Origin of the sequence: Streptomyces sp. NPDC056128, from assembly GCF_042263835.1 — a bacterium.
In the GTDB taxonomy this organism is placed as follows: Bacteria; Actinomycetota; Actinomycetes; order Streptomycetales; family Streptomycetaceae; genus Streptomyces.
In genome coordinates, this window is record NZ_JBHJVQ010000022.1 from 96,508 (window position 1) to 115,067 (window position 18,560).

The window sequence follows — 18,560 nt, forward strand, 5'->3', positions numbered from 1 at the left end:
CCTGGGGAAACGTGAGTGCGAGCCAACCGGTGGGCAGAACTGTGGGGAGGACGACGCGACGGGGAGCAGCGGCCGGGACGCCGCACGCCCTCTTGCCGGACGTCGTTCCATGAGCCGTGGGAGGCTGACAGGTGTCCAGCGCAGCCGAGCAGGAGGCGGTGGCCGGGAACAGGGCCGCCGACGACGCGCGTCCCTCCGTCGTGGTCAACGGCGCCCGGCGCGCCGCGCCGCCGCCCACCGTGCCGGCCTGGCCGGGCACCCCGGTGCCGCTGGGCGCACGCTTCCGTACCGGCCCGGACCAGGTGGCGGGGACGAACTTCGCGCTGTGGGCGGGCGGGGCGGAGGCGGTGGAGCTGTGCCTGTTCGACGGGCCGGGGCCCGGGAGCGGGGAGCGCCGGGTGCGGCTGACCGAGCTGACGCACGAGATCTGGCACGGCTTCGTGCCGGGCGTCCTGCCGGGGCAGCGGTACGGCTTTCGGGTGCACGGCCGCTGGGACCCGTGGACGGGTGCCCGCTGGAATCCGGCGAAGCTGCTGCTCGACCCGTACGCGCGCGCCGTGGACGGCGACTTCGGGCTGCCGCCGCAGGTGTACGGGCATGTGCGGGACTGGCCGGAGCAGCGGGTGGCGGACACCGTGCGCGACGAGCGGGACTCGGCGCCGTACGTCCCGAAGGGTGTGGTGGTCGACGACGGCGGTCCCGACGACGAATGGACGTACGACCGGCGGCCGAAGACGCCGTGGGCGGACTCGGTCATCTACGAGCTGCACGTGCGCGGCTTCACCAAGCTGCACCCGGGCATCCCCGAGGAGCTGCGCGGCACGTACGCGGGCCTCGCGCACCCGGCGGCGATCGAGCATCTGACACGGCTGGGCGTGACGGCGGTGGAGCTGCTGCCGGTGCACCAGTTCGCGCACGAGAGCCATCTGCTCGACCGCGGGCTGAGGAACTACTGGGGCTACAACTCGATCGGCTACTTCGCCCCGCACGCCGCCTACGCCGCCTCCGGCACCACCGGTGAGCAGGTCGGCGAGTTCAGGCGGATGGTGCGGGCGCTGCACGCGGCGGGCATCGAGGTGATCCTCGACGTAGTCTACAACCACACGGCGGAGGCCGGCGAGCTGGGCCCGACGCTCTCCCTGAAGGGCATCGACAACCGCGGCTACTACCGCCTCCAGGCCGACGCCCGCCGGTACGCCGACTACACGGGCTGCGGCAACACGCTGCACGTCGTCCAGCCGCACGTGCTGCGCCTGATCACCGACTCGCTGCGGTACTGGGTGACGGAGATGGGCGTGGACGGCTTCCGTTTCGACCTGGCGGCGGCGCTGGCCCGCTCGATGCACGACGTCGACATGCTCTCCCCGTTCCTCGCGGTGATCGCGCAGGACCCGGTGCTGCGCCGGGTGAAGCTGATCGCCGAGCCGTGGGACGTCGGCTCGGGCGGTTACCAGGTGGGCGCGTTCCCGCCGCTGTGGACGGAGTGGAACGACCGCTACCGCAACGCGGTGCGGGATTTCTGGCGGCACGCGCTGCCGGACGTGCGGGAGATGGGCTACCGCCTGTCGGGCTCCAGCGACCTGTACGCGTGGGGCGGGCGCAGGCCGTACGCGTCGGTCAACTTCGTCACCGCGCACGACGGCTTCACGCTGCGGGACCTGGTGAGCTACGAGCGCAAGCACAACGAGGCGAACGGCGAGGGCAACCGGGACGGCACGGACGACAACCGGTCCTGGAACTGCGGTACGGAGGGAGAGACGGAGGACGCGGACGTACGGGCGCTGCGGCGGCGCCAGCTGCGCAACCTGCTGACCACGCTGCTGCTGTCGACCGGGGTGCCGATGCTGGTCGCGGGCGACGAGATGGGCCGCACCCAGCGCGGCGGCAACAACGCCTACTGCCAGGACAACGAGATCAGCTGGGTGGACTGGAGCCTGCTGGACGACCCGGAGTGGCGCCCCCTGTTCGAGCTGGCCTCCCGCCTGATCGCCCTGCGCCACAAGCACCCCGTGCTGCGCCGCCGGGCCTTCTTCTCCGGCCGCGCGCACTCCGCGGACGGCCTGCGCGACCTGGCCTGGTTCACCGCCCGGGGCACGGAGATGACGGAACGGGACTGGTACGCCCCGGCCGCCACGCTCGGCATGTACCTGTCCGGGCGGGACATCCCGGGCCGCGACGAGCGGGGCGAGGCGATCTCCGACGACAGCTTCCTGGCCGTGCTCCACGCGGGTGAGGCGCCGGCCGACTTCGTCCTGCCCGGGCCGCCGTGGGCGGAGCGGTACGAACTGCTCGTCGACACCGGCCGCGAGGACCAGACCGGGGCACCGGGCACCGCGTATCCGGCGGGAGCGCCGGTCAGGGTGGAGGGGCGGACGGTCCTGCTGCTGCGGGCGGGGTAGCGCGGAGGGCGGACGGACCGGCGGAGGATGCCCCCGTACGACCCCGGTGCGCGCGAAAACTCGGTGGGCAGTGTCAGTGGTGAACCGTAGGCTCGCTGCTGATGCCCACTACACCCGTTCCCGCCCCGGACTCCTCCGGCAACCGTTCGACCGTGCGTTCGCTGTCGCGTTTGTGGCCGTATGTACGCCCCGTGCGCGTGCGGTTGGCGACCGCGGCGTGTGTCGCGATCGTCGCCTCCTGTGTGGGGCTGGTGATCCCCCTCGTCCTGAAGTGGATGGTGGACGGGCCGGTCGCCGACCGCGATCCGGGCGGTGTGTGGCTCGGGGCGCTGTACCTGCTGCTGCTCGGGCTGGCGGAGGCGCTGCTGTTCGGGTTGCGGCGGTGGATGGTGGCCCGTCCGCTGGCCGGCGTGGAGGCGGCGATGCGCGCGGACCTGTACGGGCGTCTGCAACGGCTGCCGGTGGCCTTCCACGACCGGTGGGCGTCGGGGCAGTTGCTGTCGCGCGGGACGACCGACCTGATGCTGCTGCGCATGTTCCTCGCCTTCCCGTTGACGTTCCTGCTGGTCAACGGGGTGACGATCCTGGTCGGCGTGGGCATCATGCTGGTCCAGGACTGGACGCTCGGCCTGGTCGTCCTCGGGCCCGCCATTCCCGTGATCGTCACCTGCGTGGTCTTCGAGAAGAAGTACTCCGACGTGGCGCGGAAGGCGCAGGACCAGGTCGGGGATCTGACGACCGTGGTCGAGGAGAGCGTGCTCGGCATCCGGATCATCAAGGGGTTCGGCCGGCACCGCAGCCAGGCGCGGGCCTTCCACGAGCTGTCCCACACGCTGCGCGGGACGGAACTGCGCAAGGCGCGGCTGCTGGCGTCCATCTGGGCGGTCATCGTCGTCCTGCCGGAGGTGGCGATCGGGGCGGCGCTGGTGGTCGGGTCGGTGCAGGTGGCGGACGGGTCGCTGTCGGCGGGGACGCTGGTGGCGTTCCTGTCCACCGCGCTGGCCCTGCGGTGGCCGGTGGAGTCCATCGGCTTCCTGCTGGCGATGAGCCAGGAGGCGGCGACGGCCACGGACCGGTACTTCGAGGTGATGGACGCCGATGTCGAAACGCGGGGTGCCGCCACCCCCACCGGTGCCGCCACAGCGGCGCGGCGACTGCCCGCGGCTGAGCGGGTCGACGGCCTCCGGTTCGAGAACGTCCGGTTCCGCTACCCCGACGCGGCCCCCGGCTCCCCGCCCCTCCTGACCGACGTCGACCTGCACATCCGCCCCGGTGAGTCCATGGCCCTGGTCGGCGCCACCGGCAGCGGCAAGACGACGCTGACCGCGCTCGTCCCGCGCCTGCACGAGGTGACCTCCGGACGGATCACGCTGGACGGCGAGGACATCACCGCCCTGTCCCGCGAGGAACTGCGCTCGATGGTCGCCGTGGCCTTCGAGGAGCCCACCCTCTTCTCGGCCACCGTCGGCGAGAACGTGCTGATGGGCGCGGGCGACGGCGCCGGCGACGAGGAGCTGGGCCGGGCGCTGTCGGTCGCGCAGGCCGACTTCGCGCACGCGCTCCCCCGGGGCACCGGCACCCAGGTCGGCGAGCAGGGCCTCAGCCTCTCCGGCGGGCAGCGCCAGCGCCTCGCGCTCGCCCGGGCCGTGGTCGGCAGACCGAGGTTCCTCGTCCTGGACGACCCGCTGTCCGCCCTCGACGTGCACACCGAGGCCGCCGTGGAGGCCGCCCTGCGCGACGTCCTCGCGGACACCACCGCCCTGATCGTGGCCCACCGCCCCTCCACGGTCATGCTCGCCGACCGCGTCGCCCTGCTCTCCGGGGGCCGTATCGCGGCCGTCGGCACCCACCACGAACTGCTGCGCGGCAACGCCGAGTACGCCCACCTGATGTCCGGGCTCGACGGGCACGAGGTGCCCGACGCGCCCGGGGGACTCCAGAAGGAGGACGCCCGATGACCGCTCCCACGGCCACCGCGCCGGACCGGGAGCAGCCGGACGGCGGGGACCCGGCCGGGTCCGGGGCGCGCGCGGACGGCGACCTGTTCGACCAGGACGTCCTGCCCAGCCCGCCCGGCGCGACCGGCAGCCTGCTGCGCTCCCTGCTGGCGCCCCTGAAGGCCCGCGTCACCCTGACCACCGTCCTCCTGCTGCTCCAGCAGGCGGCGGTGCAGGCGGGCCCGCTGCTGGTGGCGTACGCCATCGACCACGCGGTGCCGGCCCTGCGGGACGACGACCACGGACCGCTGGTCGCGGTGGGCGCCGCCTTCCTGCTGTGCTCGCTGGCGGCGGGCGGCCTCCAGTACGCGTTCATCGCGGCGGCCGCCCGGGTCAGCCAGGACGTCCTCCTCGACCTGCGCGGGCGGATCTTCCGGCACGCGCAGGCGCTGAGCGTCGACTTCCACGAGCGCTACACCTCGGGCCGGCTCATCTCCCGCTCCACCACGGACGTGGAGGCCCTGCGCGAACTGCTCGACGAGGGCCTCCAGGAGCTGGTGACGGTCATCCTCTCCTTCGTCTACATCGCGGCCCTGCTGCTCTGGCTGGACCTCGGTCTCGGCGCGGTCGCGGTGGCCTCGTTCGTGCCGCTGTACGCGCTGGTGCGGCTGTACCAGCGGCGCGCGGCCCGGGTGTACCGGCACCGGTCCACGGCGATCGCGGCGGTGATCGTGAAGTTCGTGGAGACGATGAACGGCATCCGCCCGGTGCGCGCCTTCCGTCGGGAGGCCGCCAACGACGCCGACTTCGCGGTCCTGAACCGGCGCCACGAGCGGACCAACGGCGACGCCCTCCTGGAGATGGCCCGCTACGTCGTCGGGTCCCGGCTGGTCGCCAACACGGCCGTCGCGGGCATCGTGCTGTGGGGCGCCTACCGGGTCGCGGACGGCACCCTGGCGCTCGGTGTGCTGGCGGCGTCGGTGCTGTACCTGCGGCGGCTGTACGACCCGATCGACCGGCTCGGCATGTTCCTGAACTCGTACCAGTCGGCGGCGGCCTCCCTGGAGAAGATCGCCGGGCTGCTGGCCCAGACACCGTCGGTGCCCGAACCGGCCGCGCCGAAGGAGCTGCCCCGGGCGGTCTCCGAACACCCCGGCCGCGAGGTCGTCTTCGACGCGGTGAGCTTCGGCTACCGCACCGGCGGCGAGGTGCTGCCCCGCTTCGCCCTGACCCTCCCGGCCGGGCAGACGGTCGCCGTCGTGGGGTCGACCGGCGCGGGCAAGTCGACGCTGGCCAAGCTGCTCGCCCGGTTCTACGACCCCTCCGGCGGGCGGGTCCTGCTCGACGGCGTCGACCTGCGCGACCTGGCGGTGCCCGAGCTGCGGCGCGGAGTGGTGATGGTGACGCAGGAGGCGTTCCTGTTCTCCGGCACGGTCGCCGACAACATCGCGATCGGCCGGCCGGAGGCGACGCGGGAGGAGATCGAGCGGGCCGCGAAGGCGATCGGCGCCCACGACTTCATCGCCGCCCTGCCGGACGGCTACGACACCGACGTCCGCAAGCGCGGGGGCCGCATCTCCGCCGGTCAGCGGCAACTGGTGGCGTTCGCACGGGCGTTGCTCGCGGATCCGGCGGTGCTGATCCTGGACGAGGCGACCAGCTCGCTGGACGTGCCCGGCGAGCGGGCGGTGCAGCGGGCGATGACGACGGTGCTGAAGGGCCGTACGGCGGTGGTGATCGCGCACCGGCTGTCGACCGTGGAGATCGCGGACCGGGTGCTGGTCATGGAGCACGGCCGGATCGTGGAGGACGGCCCCCCGGACGAACTGATCGCCGGCACGGGCCGGTTCGCGGATCTGCACCGGGCATGGCGGGACAGTCTCGCGTGAGGGCGGGCGGGCCCAGGTCGGACAGGTCCTGAGGGGGGAGTCATCGGTGATCGACGCGTACGAGGATCCCGGCACACCGGACCGCCGGGGCGGCTGGCGGTACCTGGCCTGGCTGGTCGCGCGGCAGTGGCCGCGCTGTCTGGCGGGTGCGGTGCTCGCCAGTACCTGGATGGTGCTGCTGGCGGCGACGCCGTACCTGATGGCGCGGGCCGTCGACCACGGCCTGGAGCCCGGTGACATGGGCGCGCTGGCGGGCTGGACGGGCGCGCTGGTCGGCGTGGGGGCGATCAACGCCTGTCTGGGGATGATGCGGCACCGCACCATGACGCTGGTGCGGATGGACGCCAACTTCCGCACGGTCAAGGTGGTCGTGGGACACGCCACGCGGCTCGGCGCCGCGCTGCGCGGACAGGTGGGGACCGGCGAGGTCGTCACCATCGGCGTGGGCGACGTGCAGACCATCAGCACCTCGCTGACGGCCGTGGGGCCGGGCATCGGGGCGGTCGTCGCGTACGCGGCGGTCGGCGGACTGATGCTGTCGGTGTCGACACGACTCGCCCTGGTGGTGCTCATCGGGGTGCCGGTGCTCGGGGTGCTGCTGGGCCCGCTCATGGGGCGCCTCCAGGGCCGGGAGACCGAGTACCGGGAAGGGCAGGCCGTGCTGACCGCGCGGATCGGCGACCTCGCGGGCGGGCTGCGGGTCCTGAACGGGCTGGGCGGCAAGGGCCTGGTCGCGGACGCGTTCCGCCGGGACTCGGAGCGGCTGCGCGAGCGCGGCTACCGGGTCGGGGCGGTGACCAGCTGGATCCAGGCCCTCGGGGTGGGGCTGCCGGTGCTGTTCCTGGCGCTGGTCACCTGGCTCGGCGCGCGGCTGGCCGCGCAGGGCCAGATCAGCGTGGGTGAACTGGTGTCGGTGTACGGCTATGTGGTCGCGCTGGGCTGGCCGGTGGCGTTCCTCATCGAGATGGGCCACCAGCTCAGCCGGGGTGTGGTGGCCGCCCGCCGGGTGGTCGCCTTCCTGCGCCTGGAGCCCGAGCCGGACACCGGCACCCGGGACGCCCCCGCCGAGCCCTCGGCCCTGTACGACCCGGCCTCCGGCGTACGCGTCCTCCCGGGCCGGCTGACCGCCCTGACCGGCTCCCGCCCCACCGACGCCGCCGAGATCATCGACCGCCTGGGCCGCTACACCCCGTCCGACGCGACCTGGGGCGACGTCCCGCTGTCCGACATCCCCCTCCCCCAGATCCGCGCCCGCATCCTGGTCGCCGAGGCAGAAGCCGACCTCTTCGCAGGCCCCCTGCGCGACGTAGTAGGCGACCAGGACACGCCGCCCCTCAGGGGCGCGGGGAACTGCGCGACCAGCCACAACGCACCCGCAGCCGCCCCAAAACAGAACCACGCAGACGATTCGGCGCACCTCAAAGCCCTACACGCAGCCGCCGCCGACGACATACTCCAGTCCCTCCCCGACGGACTGGACACCCCCGTCGCCGCCCAGGGCAACACCCTGTCCGGCGGACAACGCCAACGCATCCGCCTCACCCGAGCCCTCCTCACCGCACCGGAGGTGCTCCTCGCCGTAGAACCGACCTCCGCCCTGGACGCCCACACGGAGGCAACGGTCGCGGCCCGCCTCCGGGACGCCCGCGACGGCCGCACGACCGTGGTCGCGTCCACCTCGCCCCTCGTGCTGGACCGCGCCGACACGGTGGTGTACCTGGTCGACGGCAAGGCCGCCGCCACCGGCGCCCACCGCGAACTCCTCCACACAGAACCGGGATATCGCGCGCTGGTCGCGCGGGACGAAGAGGTGGTCCGATGACGTCCGCGGGACAACTCCCCGTCGCCGACCGCGCCGACGTCCGACGCGCCGCGGCCCGGCTGCTCGGCGAGGACCGCCGCGCCCTCGCCACCGTCCTCGGCCTCAACGCCCTGGCCGCCGCGGCCGGGCTGGCCGGCCCGTGGCTGCTGGGCCGGATCGTGGACGAGGTGCGCGCCGGCGGCGGGGTCGGCGCCGTGGACCGGATGGCCCTCGCCATCCTGGTCTGCTCGCTGGCGCAGCTGCTGCTGGCCCGCTGGGCCCGCTACGTGGGCCACCGCTTCGGGGAACGGACGCTCGCCCGGGTCCGGGAGCGGTACGTGGACCGGGCGCTCGCCCTGCCCGCGTCGGTGGTGGAGCGGGCCGGCACCGGCGACCTGACGACCCGCGGCACCGCCGACGTGACCACCGTCGGCACCACGCTGCGCGACGCCGGACCCGACCTGCTCGTCAACTCGGTGCAGGCGCTGTTCCTCATGGGCGCGGTGTTCGTGCTCGACCCGCTGCTCGGCGCGGTCGGGGTGCTGGGGCTGACGCCGGCCTGGGTCGCGATGCGCTGGTATCTGCGCCGGGCGCGGGCCGGGTACCTGGCCGAGGGCGCGGCCACGTCGGAGGTGGCGGAGAGCCTCGCCGCCACGGTGGCGGGGGCCCGCACGGTCGAGGCGTTCCACCTGGCCGCCCGGCGCGTGTCGACCAACCGGGAGGCGCTGGAGGTCTCGCGCCGCACCCGGATGCGGACGCTGTTCCTGCGCAGCGTCCTCTACCCGGCGGTGGACGTCTCCTACGTCCTCCCGGTGGCGGGCGTGCTGCTGTGCGGCGGGTTCCTGCACGCGCGCGGGTCGGTGAGCCTCGGGGCGGTGGTGGCGTGTGCCGTGTACCTCCAGCAGCTGGCCGGGCCGCTCGACGAGGTGCTGATGCGGACCGAGCAGCTCCAGGCGGGCGCGGCCTCCTTCGCCCGGGTGGAGGGGCTGGCCCACGCCCCGCGGACGGCGGCGGACGAGTCGGCGGTCCCGGCGGACGACCGTATCGACGTCCGCGGGGCGCGGTACGCCTACGAGCGGGGCGGCGAGGTGCTGCGCGGCGTGGACCTGACCGTGCGGCCGGGCGAGCGGCTGGCGGTCGTCGGTCCGTCGGGCGCCGGCAAGACCACGCTGAGCCGGCTCCTCGCGGGCGTCGACGCGCCGACCGCCGGCTCGGTGACGGTGGGCGGGGTGCCCGTGGTCGCCCTCGGTCCGGAGCGGCTGCGCCGCCAGGTCGTGCTGGTCACCCAGGAGCACCACGTGTTCCTGGGCACGGTCCGGGACAATCTCCTGATCGCCGAACCGGAGGCCGGGGACGGTGAGGTGTGGGCGGCGCTCACCGCGGTGGGCGCCGAGCCCTGGGTGCGGGAGCTGCCCGGGGGCCTGGACACCGAGCTGGGCGCGAAGGGGCACCGGACGGACGGCTCGCAGGCCCAGCAGCTCGCCCTGGCCCGGGTGGTGCTCGCCGACCCGCACACGCTGATCCTGGACGAGGCGACCGCCCTGCTGGACCCGACGACGGCCCGGCACACCGAGCAGGCGCTCGCCGCGGTGCTGAAGGGCCGTACGGTCATCGCCATCGCGCACCGGCTGCACACCGCGCACGACGCGGACCGGGTGGCCGTGATGGAGGGCGGCCTGCTGACCGAACTGGGCACGCACGACGAACTGGTGACGGCCGGCGGGGCCTACGCGGCGCTGTGGGGTTCCTGGCACGGGGAGCCGTCCGAGCGGGTGGCTACTGACTGAGCGGGCAGTCAGTAGCGGCGCCCTGGCGACGGTTCCGTTTATCGAACGTGAACTCCCGGTCAACGAACGATTTCCAGCCAACTTACTGACGCGCCCCTGACAAAGAGGGCGTACTCCTGCCACTCTTCCGTCGGTCCCTTCACAGCGCCCCCACAGCTTCCCCACGAGCGCTGTGCAGCGGCCAGCTCCTGGCACGTGATCTCTGCGTATCGCACAGTTCCGCCCGGCCGGCCACCCGCCGACCGGTCTCCCCGGCCGCGCACCCCGCGGCCACGCAGAAGGAGTCGGTGTTGAGCAGCAGTTCTCCCCACAGACGCACCTCCCACACCACGTCCCACACGCCCTCCCGCCGCGTCACGCACCGGCGTGCCGCGGCCGTCGCACTGGCCGGCGTCGCCGCGCTGATCGCCACGGCGGTCCAGTCGGGCGCCGCCACCGCCGCTCCCGAGCCGGCCCCCGCACCGGGCGCCGAGTCGGTCACGCTCACCCCGGCCCAGCGCGCCGAGCTGATCCGCGACGCCAACGCCACCAAGGCCGAGACGGCCGGCGAACTGGGGCTGGGCGCCAAGGAGAAGCTGGTCGTGCGCGACGTCCTCAAGGACCGCGACGGCACGCTGCACACCCGCTACGAGCGGACCTACGACGGACTGCCCGTCCTCGGCGGCGACCTGGTCGTCACCAGTGACGCCGGGAAGACCGAGCGGGTCGTGAAGGCCACGCCCAAGGCGATCAAGCCGGCCACGGTGACGCCGAAGATAGCCGCCGGCAAGGCGGAGCGGCAGGCCGTGTCCGCCGCGAAGGCAGCCGGTACCGAGGGGGCGGAGGCCGACCGGGCCCCGCGCAAGGTGATCTGGGCGGCGAAGGGCACCCCGGTCCTGGCGTACGAGACGGTCGTGGGCGGCCTCCAGGAGGACGGCACCCCGAACGAGCTGCACGTGGTCACCGACGCGGCCACCGGCGCCAAGCTCTTCGAGTACCAGGCGATCCACAACGGCACCGGCAACACCATGTACAGCGGCACGGTGACGCTGGGCACCGCGCAGTCCGGGTCGTCGTACACGCTGACCGACACCACGCGCGGCAACCACAAGACGTACAACCTCAACCGCGGCACGTCCGGCACCGGGTCGCTCTTCACCGGCCCCGACGACGTGTGGGGCAACGGCCAGCCCTCCAACGCCGAGACCGCCGGCGCCGACGCCCACTACGGGGCCGCGCTGACCTGGGACTACTACAAGAACGTCCAGGGCCGGTCCGGTATCCGCGGCGACGGGGTGGGCGCCTACTCCCGCGTCCACTACGGCAACAACTACGTCAACGCCTTCTGGTCGGACGGCTGCTTCTGCATGACGTACGGCGACGGCTCCGGCAACGCCAACCCGCTGACGTCGATCGACGTGGCCGCGCACGAGATGACGCACGGCGTCACCTCCAACACCGCGGGCCTGATCTACAGCGGCGAGTCCGGCGGGCTCAACGAGGCCACCTCCGACATCTTCGGCGCGGCCGTCGAGTTCCACGCCAACAACTCCAACGACGTCGGTGACTACCTCATCGGCGAGGAGATCGACATCAACGGCGACGGCACCCCGCTGCGCTACATGGACAAGCCCAGCAAGGACGGCGCGTCCAAGGACTCGTGGTACTCGGGCATCGGCAACATCGACGTCCACTACTCGTCAGGCCCGGCCAACCACTTCTTCTACCTGCTGAGCGAGGGCAGCGGCACCAAGACCATCAACGGGGTCACCTACGACTCGCCCACCTCGGACGGCCTCCCGGTCACCGGCATCGGCCGCGACAAGGCGGCGAAGATCTGGTTCCGCGCGCTGACCACGAAGTTCACCTCGACCACCAACTACGCGGCGGCCCGCACCGGCACCCTCGCGGCCACCGGTGAGCTGTACGGCACCGACAGCACCGAGTACAAGCGGGTGCAGGACGCGTGGGCGGGCATCAACGTCGGCTCCCGCTCCGGCGGCGGCGGTGGCGGCACCTCCTTCGAGAACGCCGCCGACGTGGCGATCCCGGACAACGGCGCGGCGGTCACCTCGTCGGTCAACGTGACGGGCCGGGCGGGCAACGCGCCGGCCAACCTGCAGGCCGCGGTGGACATCGTGCACACCTGGCGCGGTGACCTGGTGGTCGACCTGCTGGCCCCGGACGGGACCGCGTACCGCCTGAAGAACTCCAGTGGATCGGACTCGGCGGACAACGTGAATCAGACGTACACGGTGAACGCCTCCTCGGAGACCGCCAACGGCACCTGGAAGCTGCGCGTCCAGGACGTGGCCTCCCGGGACACCGGGTACATCAACTCCTTCAAGCTCACCTTCCCGTAGGCCCGCACGCGGGGCCCCACGGTCAGGGCGCCGTCCCGGTGGTTCGAATCCCCGGGGCGGCGCCCTCCCCGTGTCCGCCCTCTTTTTTGCCAAGCCCATACGCACCGAGGGTTGCCGCTTTGCCGAGGTCACGCGGGTTCACACACCCGCAACATTCACCCGGACGTCAACTTTCGGCCAACATCATTCGACCCTCCTGACATGTACGCGCCCCGGGTGTCAGTCTTCGGTGACCCGCCGCACAACTTCGCAGTCAACTCCGGCCGGACACCCCACGCCGACCGGATCCCCCACCGAAGGAGTCTGTGTGTCCCCCCACTTCGCGCGCCACAAGCGCACCACCCTCGCCCTCGCCACCGCGGTCGCCGCCGGCGCACTGCTCAGCACCGCACTGGGCACGGGCAGCGCCACCGCGAACCCGGCCCTCCCGGGCGCCCCCCTCCTGCTGTCGGACACCGCCCGCACCGCGCTCATCCAGGAGCAGCAGGCCGGCGCGGCCGGCACCGCGCGCGAGATAGGCCTCGGCGCCAAGGAGAAGCTGGTCGTCAAGGACGTGGTCAAGGACCGCGACGGCACCGTGCACACCCGCTACGAGCGCACCTACGACGGACTGCCCGTCCTCGGCGGCGACCTCGTGGTGCACCGCTCGGAGTCCGGCGCGGCCGAGGGCGTGACCAGAGCGACGAAGGCCGCCATCAAGGTCGCCACCGTGACACCGAAGGTCGACGCGGCCAAGGCCGAGCGGCAGGCACTGTCCGCCGCCAAGAACGCCGGTTCGTCGAAGACGGCGGCCGACTCCGCGCCCCGCAAGGTGATCTGGGCGGCCGACGGCAAGCCGGTCCTCGCCTACGAGACCGTGGTCGGCGGCCTCCAGGACGACGGCACCCCGAACGAGCTGCACGTGATCACCGACGCCGCCACCGGCGCGAAACTGTACGAGTACCAGGGCATCGAGACCGGCTCCGGCAAGAGCCTGTACTCGGGCGAGGTGACCCTCGGCACCACCAAGTCGGGCTCGTCGTACCAGCTGTACGACACCGGACGCGGTGGTCACAAGACGTACAACCTCAACCGCGGCACCTCCGGCACCGGCACCCTGTTCACCGACGCGGACGACGCGTGGGGCACCGGCAGCGCCTCCGGGTCCGGCTCCGACCAGACCGCCGCCGTCGACGCCGCCTACGGCGCGCAGACCACGTGGGACTTCTACAAGGACAGCTTCGGCCGCAGCGGCATCAAGAACGACGGCAAGGCGGCCTACTCCCGCGTCCACTACGGCAACAACTACGTCAACGCCTTCTGGTCCGACGCCTGCTTCTGCATGACCTACGGCGACGGCACGGGCAACACCAACCCGCTCACCTCGCTGGACGTCGCCGGGCACGAGATGAGCCACGGCGTCACCTCCAACACCGCGGGCCTCAACTACAGCGGGGAGTCCGGCGGCCTCAACGAGGCGACCAGCGATATCTTCGGCACCGGGGTGGAGTACTTCGCGAAGAACTCCACCGACAAGGGCGACTACCTCATCGGCGAGAAGATCGACATCAACGGTGACGGCACCCCGCTGCGCTACATGGACAAGCCGAGCAAGGACGGCGCGTCCAAGGACTACTGGTCCTCCGGCCTCGGCGGCGTCGACGTGCACTACTCCTCGGGCCCGGCCAACCACTTCTTCTTCCTGCTGGCCGAGGGCAGCGGGGCGCGCACGGTCGACGGGGTGCAGTACGACTCCCCGACCTCCGACGGCTCCACCGTCACCGGCATCGGCCGCGAGAAGGCGCTGCAGATCTGGTACAAGGCGCTGACGACGTACATGACGTCGACGACGAACTACAAGGCGGCCCGCACGGCGACCCTGAGCGCGGCGTCCGACCTGTACGGCGCCGACAGCACCGAGTACAAGACGGTGGGCGCGGCCTGGACCGCGATCAACGTGAGCTGACCCCGTCCCAACACGCGGCGGACGGCACCCGGGACCAGCGGTTCCCGGGTGCCGTCCTACTCTTGGGACCCATGTCCTTCACGTACGACGACGTCGGCGCCACCCGCGAGCAGGGCCACTGCCCGCCCGGCTTCCGCCATATGCACGTACGCACCCGCCTCGGTGAGGGCGAACCGGTGTTCCAGCGGGCCGTGGAGGCCGTCCTCACCTGGGAGATGCACCGGGAGATGGGCGTCGGTATCGACGCGAGCGCGGAACGGGCCGCGCCGGGCGTCGACGTCACCGTCACCCTCGCCGGGATGATCAAGGCGCCCTGCCGGGTGGTGTGGACGCTGGACGAGCCCCGCCGGGCCGGCTGGGCCTACGGCACGCTGCCCGGTCACCCGGAGTCCGGCGAGGAGTCCTTCGTGGTGGACCGCACCGGCGACGGCACGGTGTGGCTGACCGTGAACGCCTTCAGCCGGCCCGCCAAGTGGTACGCCAAGGCCGGCGGCCCGGCCGCCCGGGCCTTCCAGCATGCCTACGCCCGCCGGTGCGGCAGCGTGCTGCGACGGCTGAGCGGCGGCGACGACGAGGACTGAACGCCCCGGCCACCGCCGCCCGGCCGCCGGCGCTCACCTCATCAGCAGCCCCGCCGCCTGGGCCAGGTCGTCGGACGGCACCGCCACGAGCCCCGTCTCCGCGCCGGACGCCAGCAGGCGGTGCGCGGGCAGCACGCGGACCGTGTAGCCGAACGGGCCGGTGCGGTCCAGGGCCAGCGGGCCCTCGTACACCCAGCGGCCCTCCAGGTCGGGCCCGCCGACCGGCTTCAGCGGCACCTTCGACGCGTCGGTGATCCGGTCCTCGGAGTCCACCCGCCCGGAGACCGCCTGCACCTCCACGTCCTCCGGCGCGAGATCGCCCAGCTTCACCCGCACCCGCAGCCCGAGCGTCGAGCCCAGCTCCGCCAGCGCGGTGGCGGCGCTCGTCTCCACGTGGTCGACGCTCACGCCGGGCCAGGCGGCCCGTACCCGGGTCTTCCACTCGGCGAGGCCGCGGGCGGAGTCCGGGTCCATCGCGCGGTGGGCCTCGGCGGCCGGGGCGTAGAGCCGCTCGACGTACTCGCGGACCATGCGGCCGGCCAGCACCTTCGGCCCGAGCAGGCTGAGGGTCTTGCGGACCATCTCGATCCACCGGTCGGGCAGCCCGCTCGCGGCCCGCTCGTAGAAGCGGGGGGTGACCCGCTGCTCCAGCAGGTCGTAGAGGGCGGCGGCCTCTATGGCGTCGCGCCGGTCCGGGTCGGTACCCGCGCCGTCGGCGGTGGGGATCGCCCAGCCGAAGTCGGGCTGGAACCACTCGTCCCACCAGCCGTCGAGGACCGACAGGTTGAGGCAGCCGTTGAGCGCCGCCTTCATGCCGGAGGTGCCGCACGCCTCCAGGGGCCGCAGGGGGTTGTTCAGCCAGATGTCGCAGCCCGGGTAGAGCTTCTGCGCCATCGCCATGCCGTAGTCGGGCAGGAACACGATGCGGTGCCGCACGCGTGGGTCGTCCGCGAACCGCACCAGCTCCTGGATCAGCCGCTTGCCGCCGTCGTCGGCCGGGTGCGCCTTGCCGGCGACGACGATCTGGATCGGCCGCTCGGGGTGGAGGAGCAGGTCCATCAGCCGGTCGCGGTCGCGCAGCATCAGCGTCAGCCGCTTGTACGACGGGACGCGCCGCGCGAAGCCGATGGTGAGCACGTCCGGGTCGAGGACGTCGTCGATCCAGCCCAGCTCGGCCGTCCCGGCGCCGCGCTGCCGCCAGGAGGCGCGCAGCCGCTCCCGCACCTCCTCGACCAACTGCTCGCGCAGGGTGCGGCGCAGCTCCCAGATGTCCTGGTCGGGGATGTCGGCGACCGAGTCCCAGCGGTCCGAGCCGCCGACGGTCATCGCGTCCTCGGCCCGCTGCGCGCCGATCTGCCGGGCGCCGAGCCGGAACACCTCGGGCGCCACCCAGGTCGGGGCGTGCACGCCGTTGGTGACGGAGGTGATCGGCACCTCGTCGGCGTCGAAGCCGGGCCAGAGTCCGGCGAACATGGAGCGGCTGACCCCGCCGTGCAGCAGGGAGACGCCGTTGGCCCGCTGGGCCAGCCTGAGGCCCATCACGGCCATGTTGAACAGGTTGGGTTCGCCGCCGGGGTAGGTCTCCATGCCGAGCCGCAGGATGCGTTCGACGTCGATGCGCGGCAGTTCGGAGTCGGGGCCGAAGTGGCGGGCGACCAGCTCGCGGTCGAAGCGGTCGATGCCGGCCGGCACGGGGGTGTGGGTGGTGAACACGGTCCCGGCCCGCACCGCCTCCAGCGCGGAGCCGAACTCAAGTCCCTCGTCGCAGAGTTCGGCGATGCGTTCAAGACCGAGGAAGCCGGCGTGGCCCTCGTTGGTGTGGAAGACCTCCGGCCCGGCGTGGCCGGTGAGCCGGCAGTACGTGCGCACCGCCCGGACACCTCCTATGCCGAGCAGCATCTCCTGGAGGAGCCGGTGCTCGCTGCCGCCGCCGTAGAGCCGGTCGGTGACGCCGCGTTCGCCGAGGTCGTTCTCCTCGACGTCCGAGTCGAGGAGCAGCAGGGGCACCCGGCCGACCTGGGCGAGCCAGACGCGGGCGCGCAGCTCCCGGCCGCCGGGCAGGGCGAGGGCGACGTGGGCGGGGGTGCCGTCGGGCTCCTTGAGGAGGGCGAGGGGCAGCTCGTGGGGGTCGAGGACGGGGTAGTGCTCCTGCTGCCAGCCGTCCCGGGAGAGGGACTGCCGGAAGTAGCCGTGCCGGTAGAGCAGGCCGACGCCGATGAGCGGCACGCCCAGGTCGCTGGCCGCCTTGAGATGGTCGCCGGCCAGGATGCCGAGCCCCCCGGAGTACTGGGGCAGGGCGGCGGTGATGCCGAACTCGGGCGAGAAGTAGGCGACGGCGGCGGGCAGTCGGCCGGACTGGGCCTGGTACCAGCGGTCGCCGGTCATGTAGTGGTCGAGGTCGTCGGCCACCGCGGTCAGCCGGCGCAGGAAGCGCCGGTCCTCGGCCAGCTCCGCGAGGCGCGCGGGCGGCACGGTGCCGAGCAGTCTCACCGGGTCGCGGCCGGCCGAGGCCCAGCACGCGGGGTCGACGGACTGGAAGAGGTCACGGGTCTCCGGGTGCCAGGACCAGCGCAGATTGCGGGCCAGGTCACTGAGCGGCCGGAGGGGGTCGGGGAGAACGGGACGGACGGTCAGTCGACGGATCGCCTTCACCCTCACGACGTTACCGGGGCGATGTGTCCCTTGCCGGGGGCTTCGCCCGCCAACGGCGTGGCGATATGGCTGGATCTACCCCCGTCGGCCTTCTTGTGGCACTTCGCCCCCACGCGAAAGGCTGCACATGTCGCGAAGGCGCTGATTGCGGCAACGGCATCCGGGAAGGCGTTGGGACAGACCCGTCGTGTGTGTCTTCCCGTCGTGTATGTCGACATACGCACGAGTAGTTGACGAAGTGCCGGATTGCCCACCAGAAGAGTGTGGGAAGGCTCCTGCGGTACGCCCCGCACGCATCCGCAGGACCCATCTCCCCAGAGTCATCCGCCCACCCACGTTGACGCGGACAGGAGCGGTCATGCCCGCCACGCACCACTCGTCACCGGCCGAGCCGGACAGCACCGGCGCCGACCGGACCACCTCCGTCGGACGCATCCCCGTCCTGGACGTCCGCCCGGTCGTCCGGCAGGGGCGCCGTCCCGCCAAGGCCGTCACCGGCGAGTCCTTCGAGGTCTCCGCCACCGTGTTCCGCGAGGGCCACGACGCGGTCGCCGCCAACGTCGTCCTCAGAGATCCGCGGGGCCGGCCGGGGCCCTGGACACCGATGCGGGAGCTGGCGCCGGGCACCGACCGCTGGGGGGCGACCGTCATCGCGGGCGAGCCCGGAACGTGGTCGTACACCGTGGAGGCGTGGGGCGATCCGGTCTCCACCTGGCGGCACCATGCGCGCATCAAGATCCCGGCCGGGATGGACACCGACCTGGTCCTCGACGAGGGCGTCCAGCTGTACGAGCGCGCCGCCGCCGACGTGCCCGGGACCGAGGACCGGCGGGTGCTGCTGGCCGCCGTCGACGCGCTGCGGGACGAGACCCGGCCGGCCGCCGCACGCCTGGCGGCGGCGTTGACGCCGGAGGTGGACGCGGTGCTGGCCCGGCACCCGCTGCGGGAACTGGTCACCTCCTCCGACCCGCTGCCCCTGCTGGTCGAACGCGAACGCGCCCTGTACGGCGCCTGGTACGAGTTCTTCCCCCGCTCCGAGGGCACCCCCGAACAGCCCCACGGCACCTTCCGCACCGCCGCCCGCCGGCTGCCCGCCATCGCCGCCATGGGCTTCGACGTCGTCTACCTCCCCCCCGTCCACCCCATCGGCACCACCCACCGCAAAGGCCGCAACAACACCCTCTCCGCCACCCCCGACGACGTCGGCGTCCCCTGGGCCATCGGCTC

At 72.9% G+C, this 18,560-nt stretch carries 10 protein-coding genes; 9 read left to right on the forward strand and 1 reads right to left on the reverse strand.

The window, feature by feature from the left end:
• The first annotated feature begins 131 nt into the window (after positions 1-131).
• The 8 genes from glgX to ACFC1X_RS29855 all read left to right on the forward strand — a co-directional run bounded on the left by glgX (position 132) and on the right by ACFC1X_RS29855 (position 14,681).
• Positions 132-2,399 (forward strand): glycogen debranching protein GlgX, encoded by a 2,268-nt coding sequence (gene glgX, locus ACFC1X_RS29820; protein ID WP_376359286.1) that lies wholly within the window; start codon positions 132-134, stop codon positions 2,397-2,399.
• 101 nt (positions 2,400-2,500) lie between these two features.
• A complete protein-coding gene (locus tag ACFC1X_RS29825; RefSeq protein WP_376359289.1) occupies positions 2,501-4,357 on the forward strand; it encodes an ABC transporter ATP-binding protein in 1,857 nt (618 codons plus the stop codon).
• Entirely contained in the window at positions 4,354-6,225 is a 1,872-nt protein-coding gene (locus ACFC1X_RS29830; RefSeq protein WP_376359292.1) for an ABC transporter ATP-binding protein, read from the forward strand. The genes ACFC1X_RS29825 and ACFC1X_RS29830 overlap by 4 nt, the downstream gene beginning before the upstream one ends.
• Positions 6,226-6,271: 46 nt before the next feature.
• On the forward strand, positions 6,272-8,047 hold the full coding sequence (locus tag ACFC1X_RS29835; protein WP_376359295.1) for an ABC transporter ATP-binding protein: 1,776 nt from the start codon (positions 6,272-6,274) through the stop codon (positions 8,045-8,047).
• A complete protein-coding gene (locus ACFC1X_RS29840) occupies positions 8,044-9,813 on the forward strand; it encodes an ABC transporter ATP-binding protein (RefSeq protein ID WP_376359298.1) in 1,770 nt (589 codons plus the stop codon). Before ACFC1X_RS29835 ends, ACFC1X_RS29840 begins: the two co-directional genes overlap by 4 nt.
• A 290-nt stretch (positions 9,814-10,103) precedes the next feature.
• Entirely contained in the window at positions 10,104-12,155 is a 2,052-nt protein-coding gene (locus ACFC1X_RS29845) for a M4 family metallopeptidase (RefSeq protein WP_376359301.1), read from the forward strand.
• A 307-nt stretch (positions 12,156-12,462) separates the two neighbouring features.
• A complete protein-coding gene (locus ACFC1X_RS29850) occupies positions 12,463-14,100 on the forward strand; it encodes a M4 family metallopeptidase (protein ID WP_376359304.1) in 1,638 nt (545 codons plus the stop codon).
• Positions 14,101-14,171: 71 nt separating this feature from the next.
• Positions 14,172-14,681 carry a DUF1990 family protein gene (locus tag ACFC1X_RS29855; RefSeq protein ID WP_376359306.1) on the forward strand — a complete coding sequence of 170 codons (510 nt, stop codon included), beginning with the start codon at positions 14,172-14,174 and terminating at the stop codon, positions 14,679-14,681.
• Positions 14,682-14,714: 33 nt separating this feature from the next.
• Here ACFC1X_RS29855 and ACFC1X_RS29860 read toward each other — a convergent pair whose 3' ends face one another.
• Entirely contained in the window at positions 14,715-17,333 is a 2,619-nt protein-coding gene (locus ACFC1X_RS29860) for a glycosyltransferase family 1 protein (protein ID WP_376359308.1), read from the reverse strand.
• Positions 17,334-17,691: 358 nt separating this feature from the next.
• On the opposite strand from ACFC1X_RS29860, the gene ACFC1X_RS29865 reads away from it, so the two are divergent.
• The coding region (locus tag ACFC1X_RS29865; RefSeq protein WP_376359311.1) for a maltotransferase domain-containing protein at positions 17,692-18,560 on the forward strand (869 nt) is incomplete at its 3' end.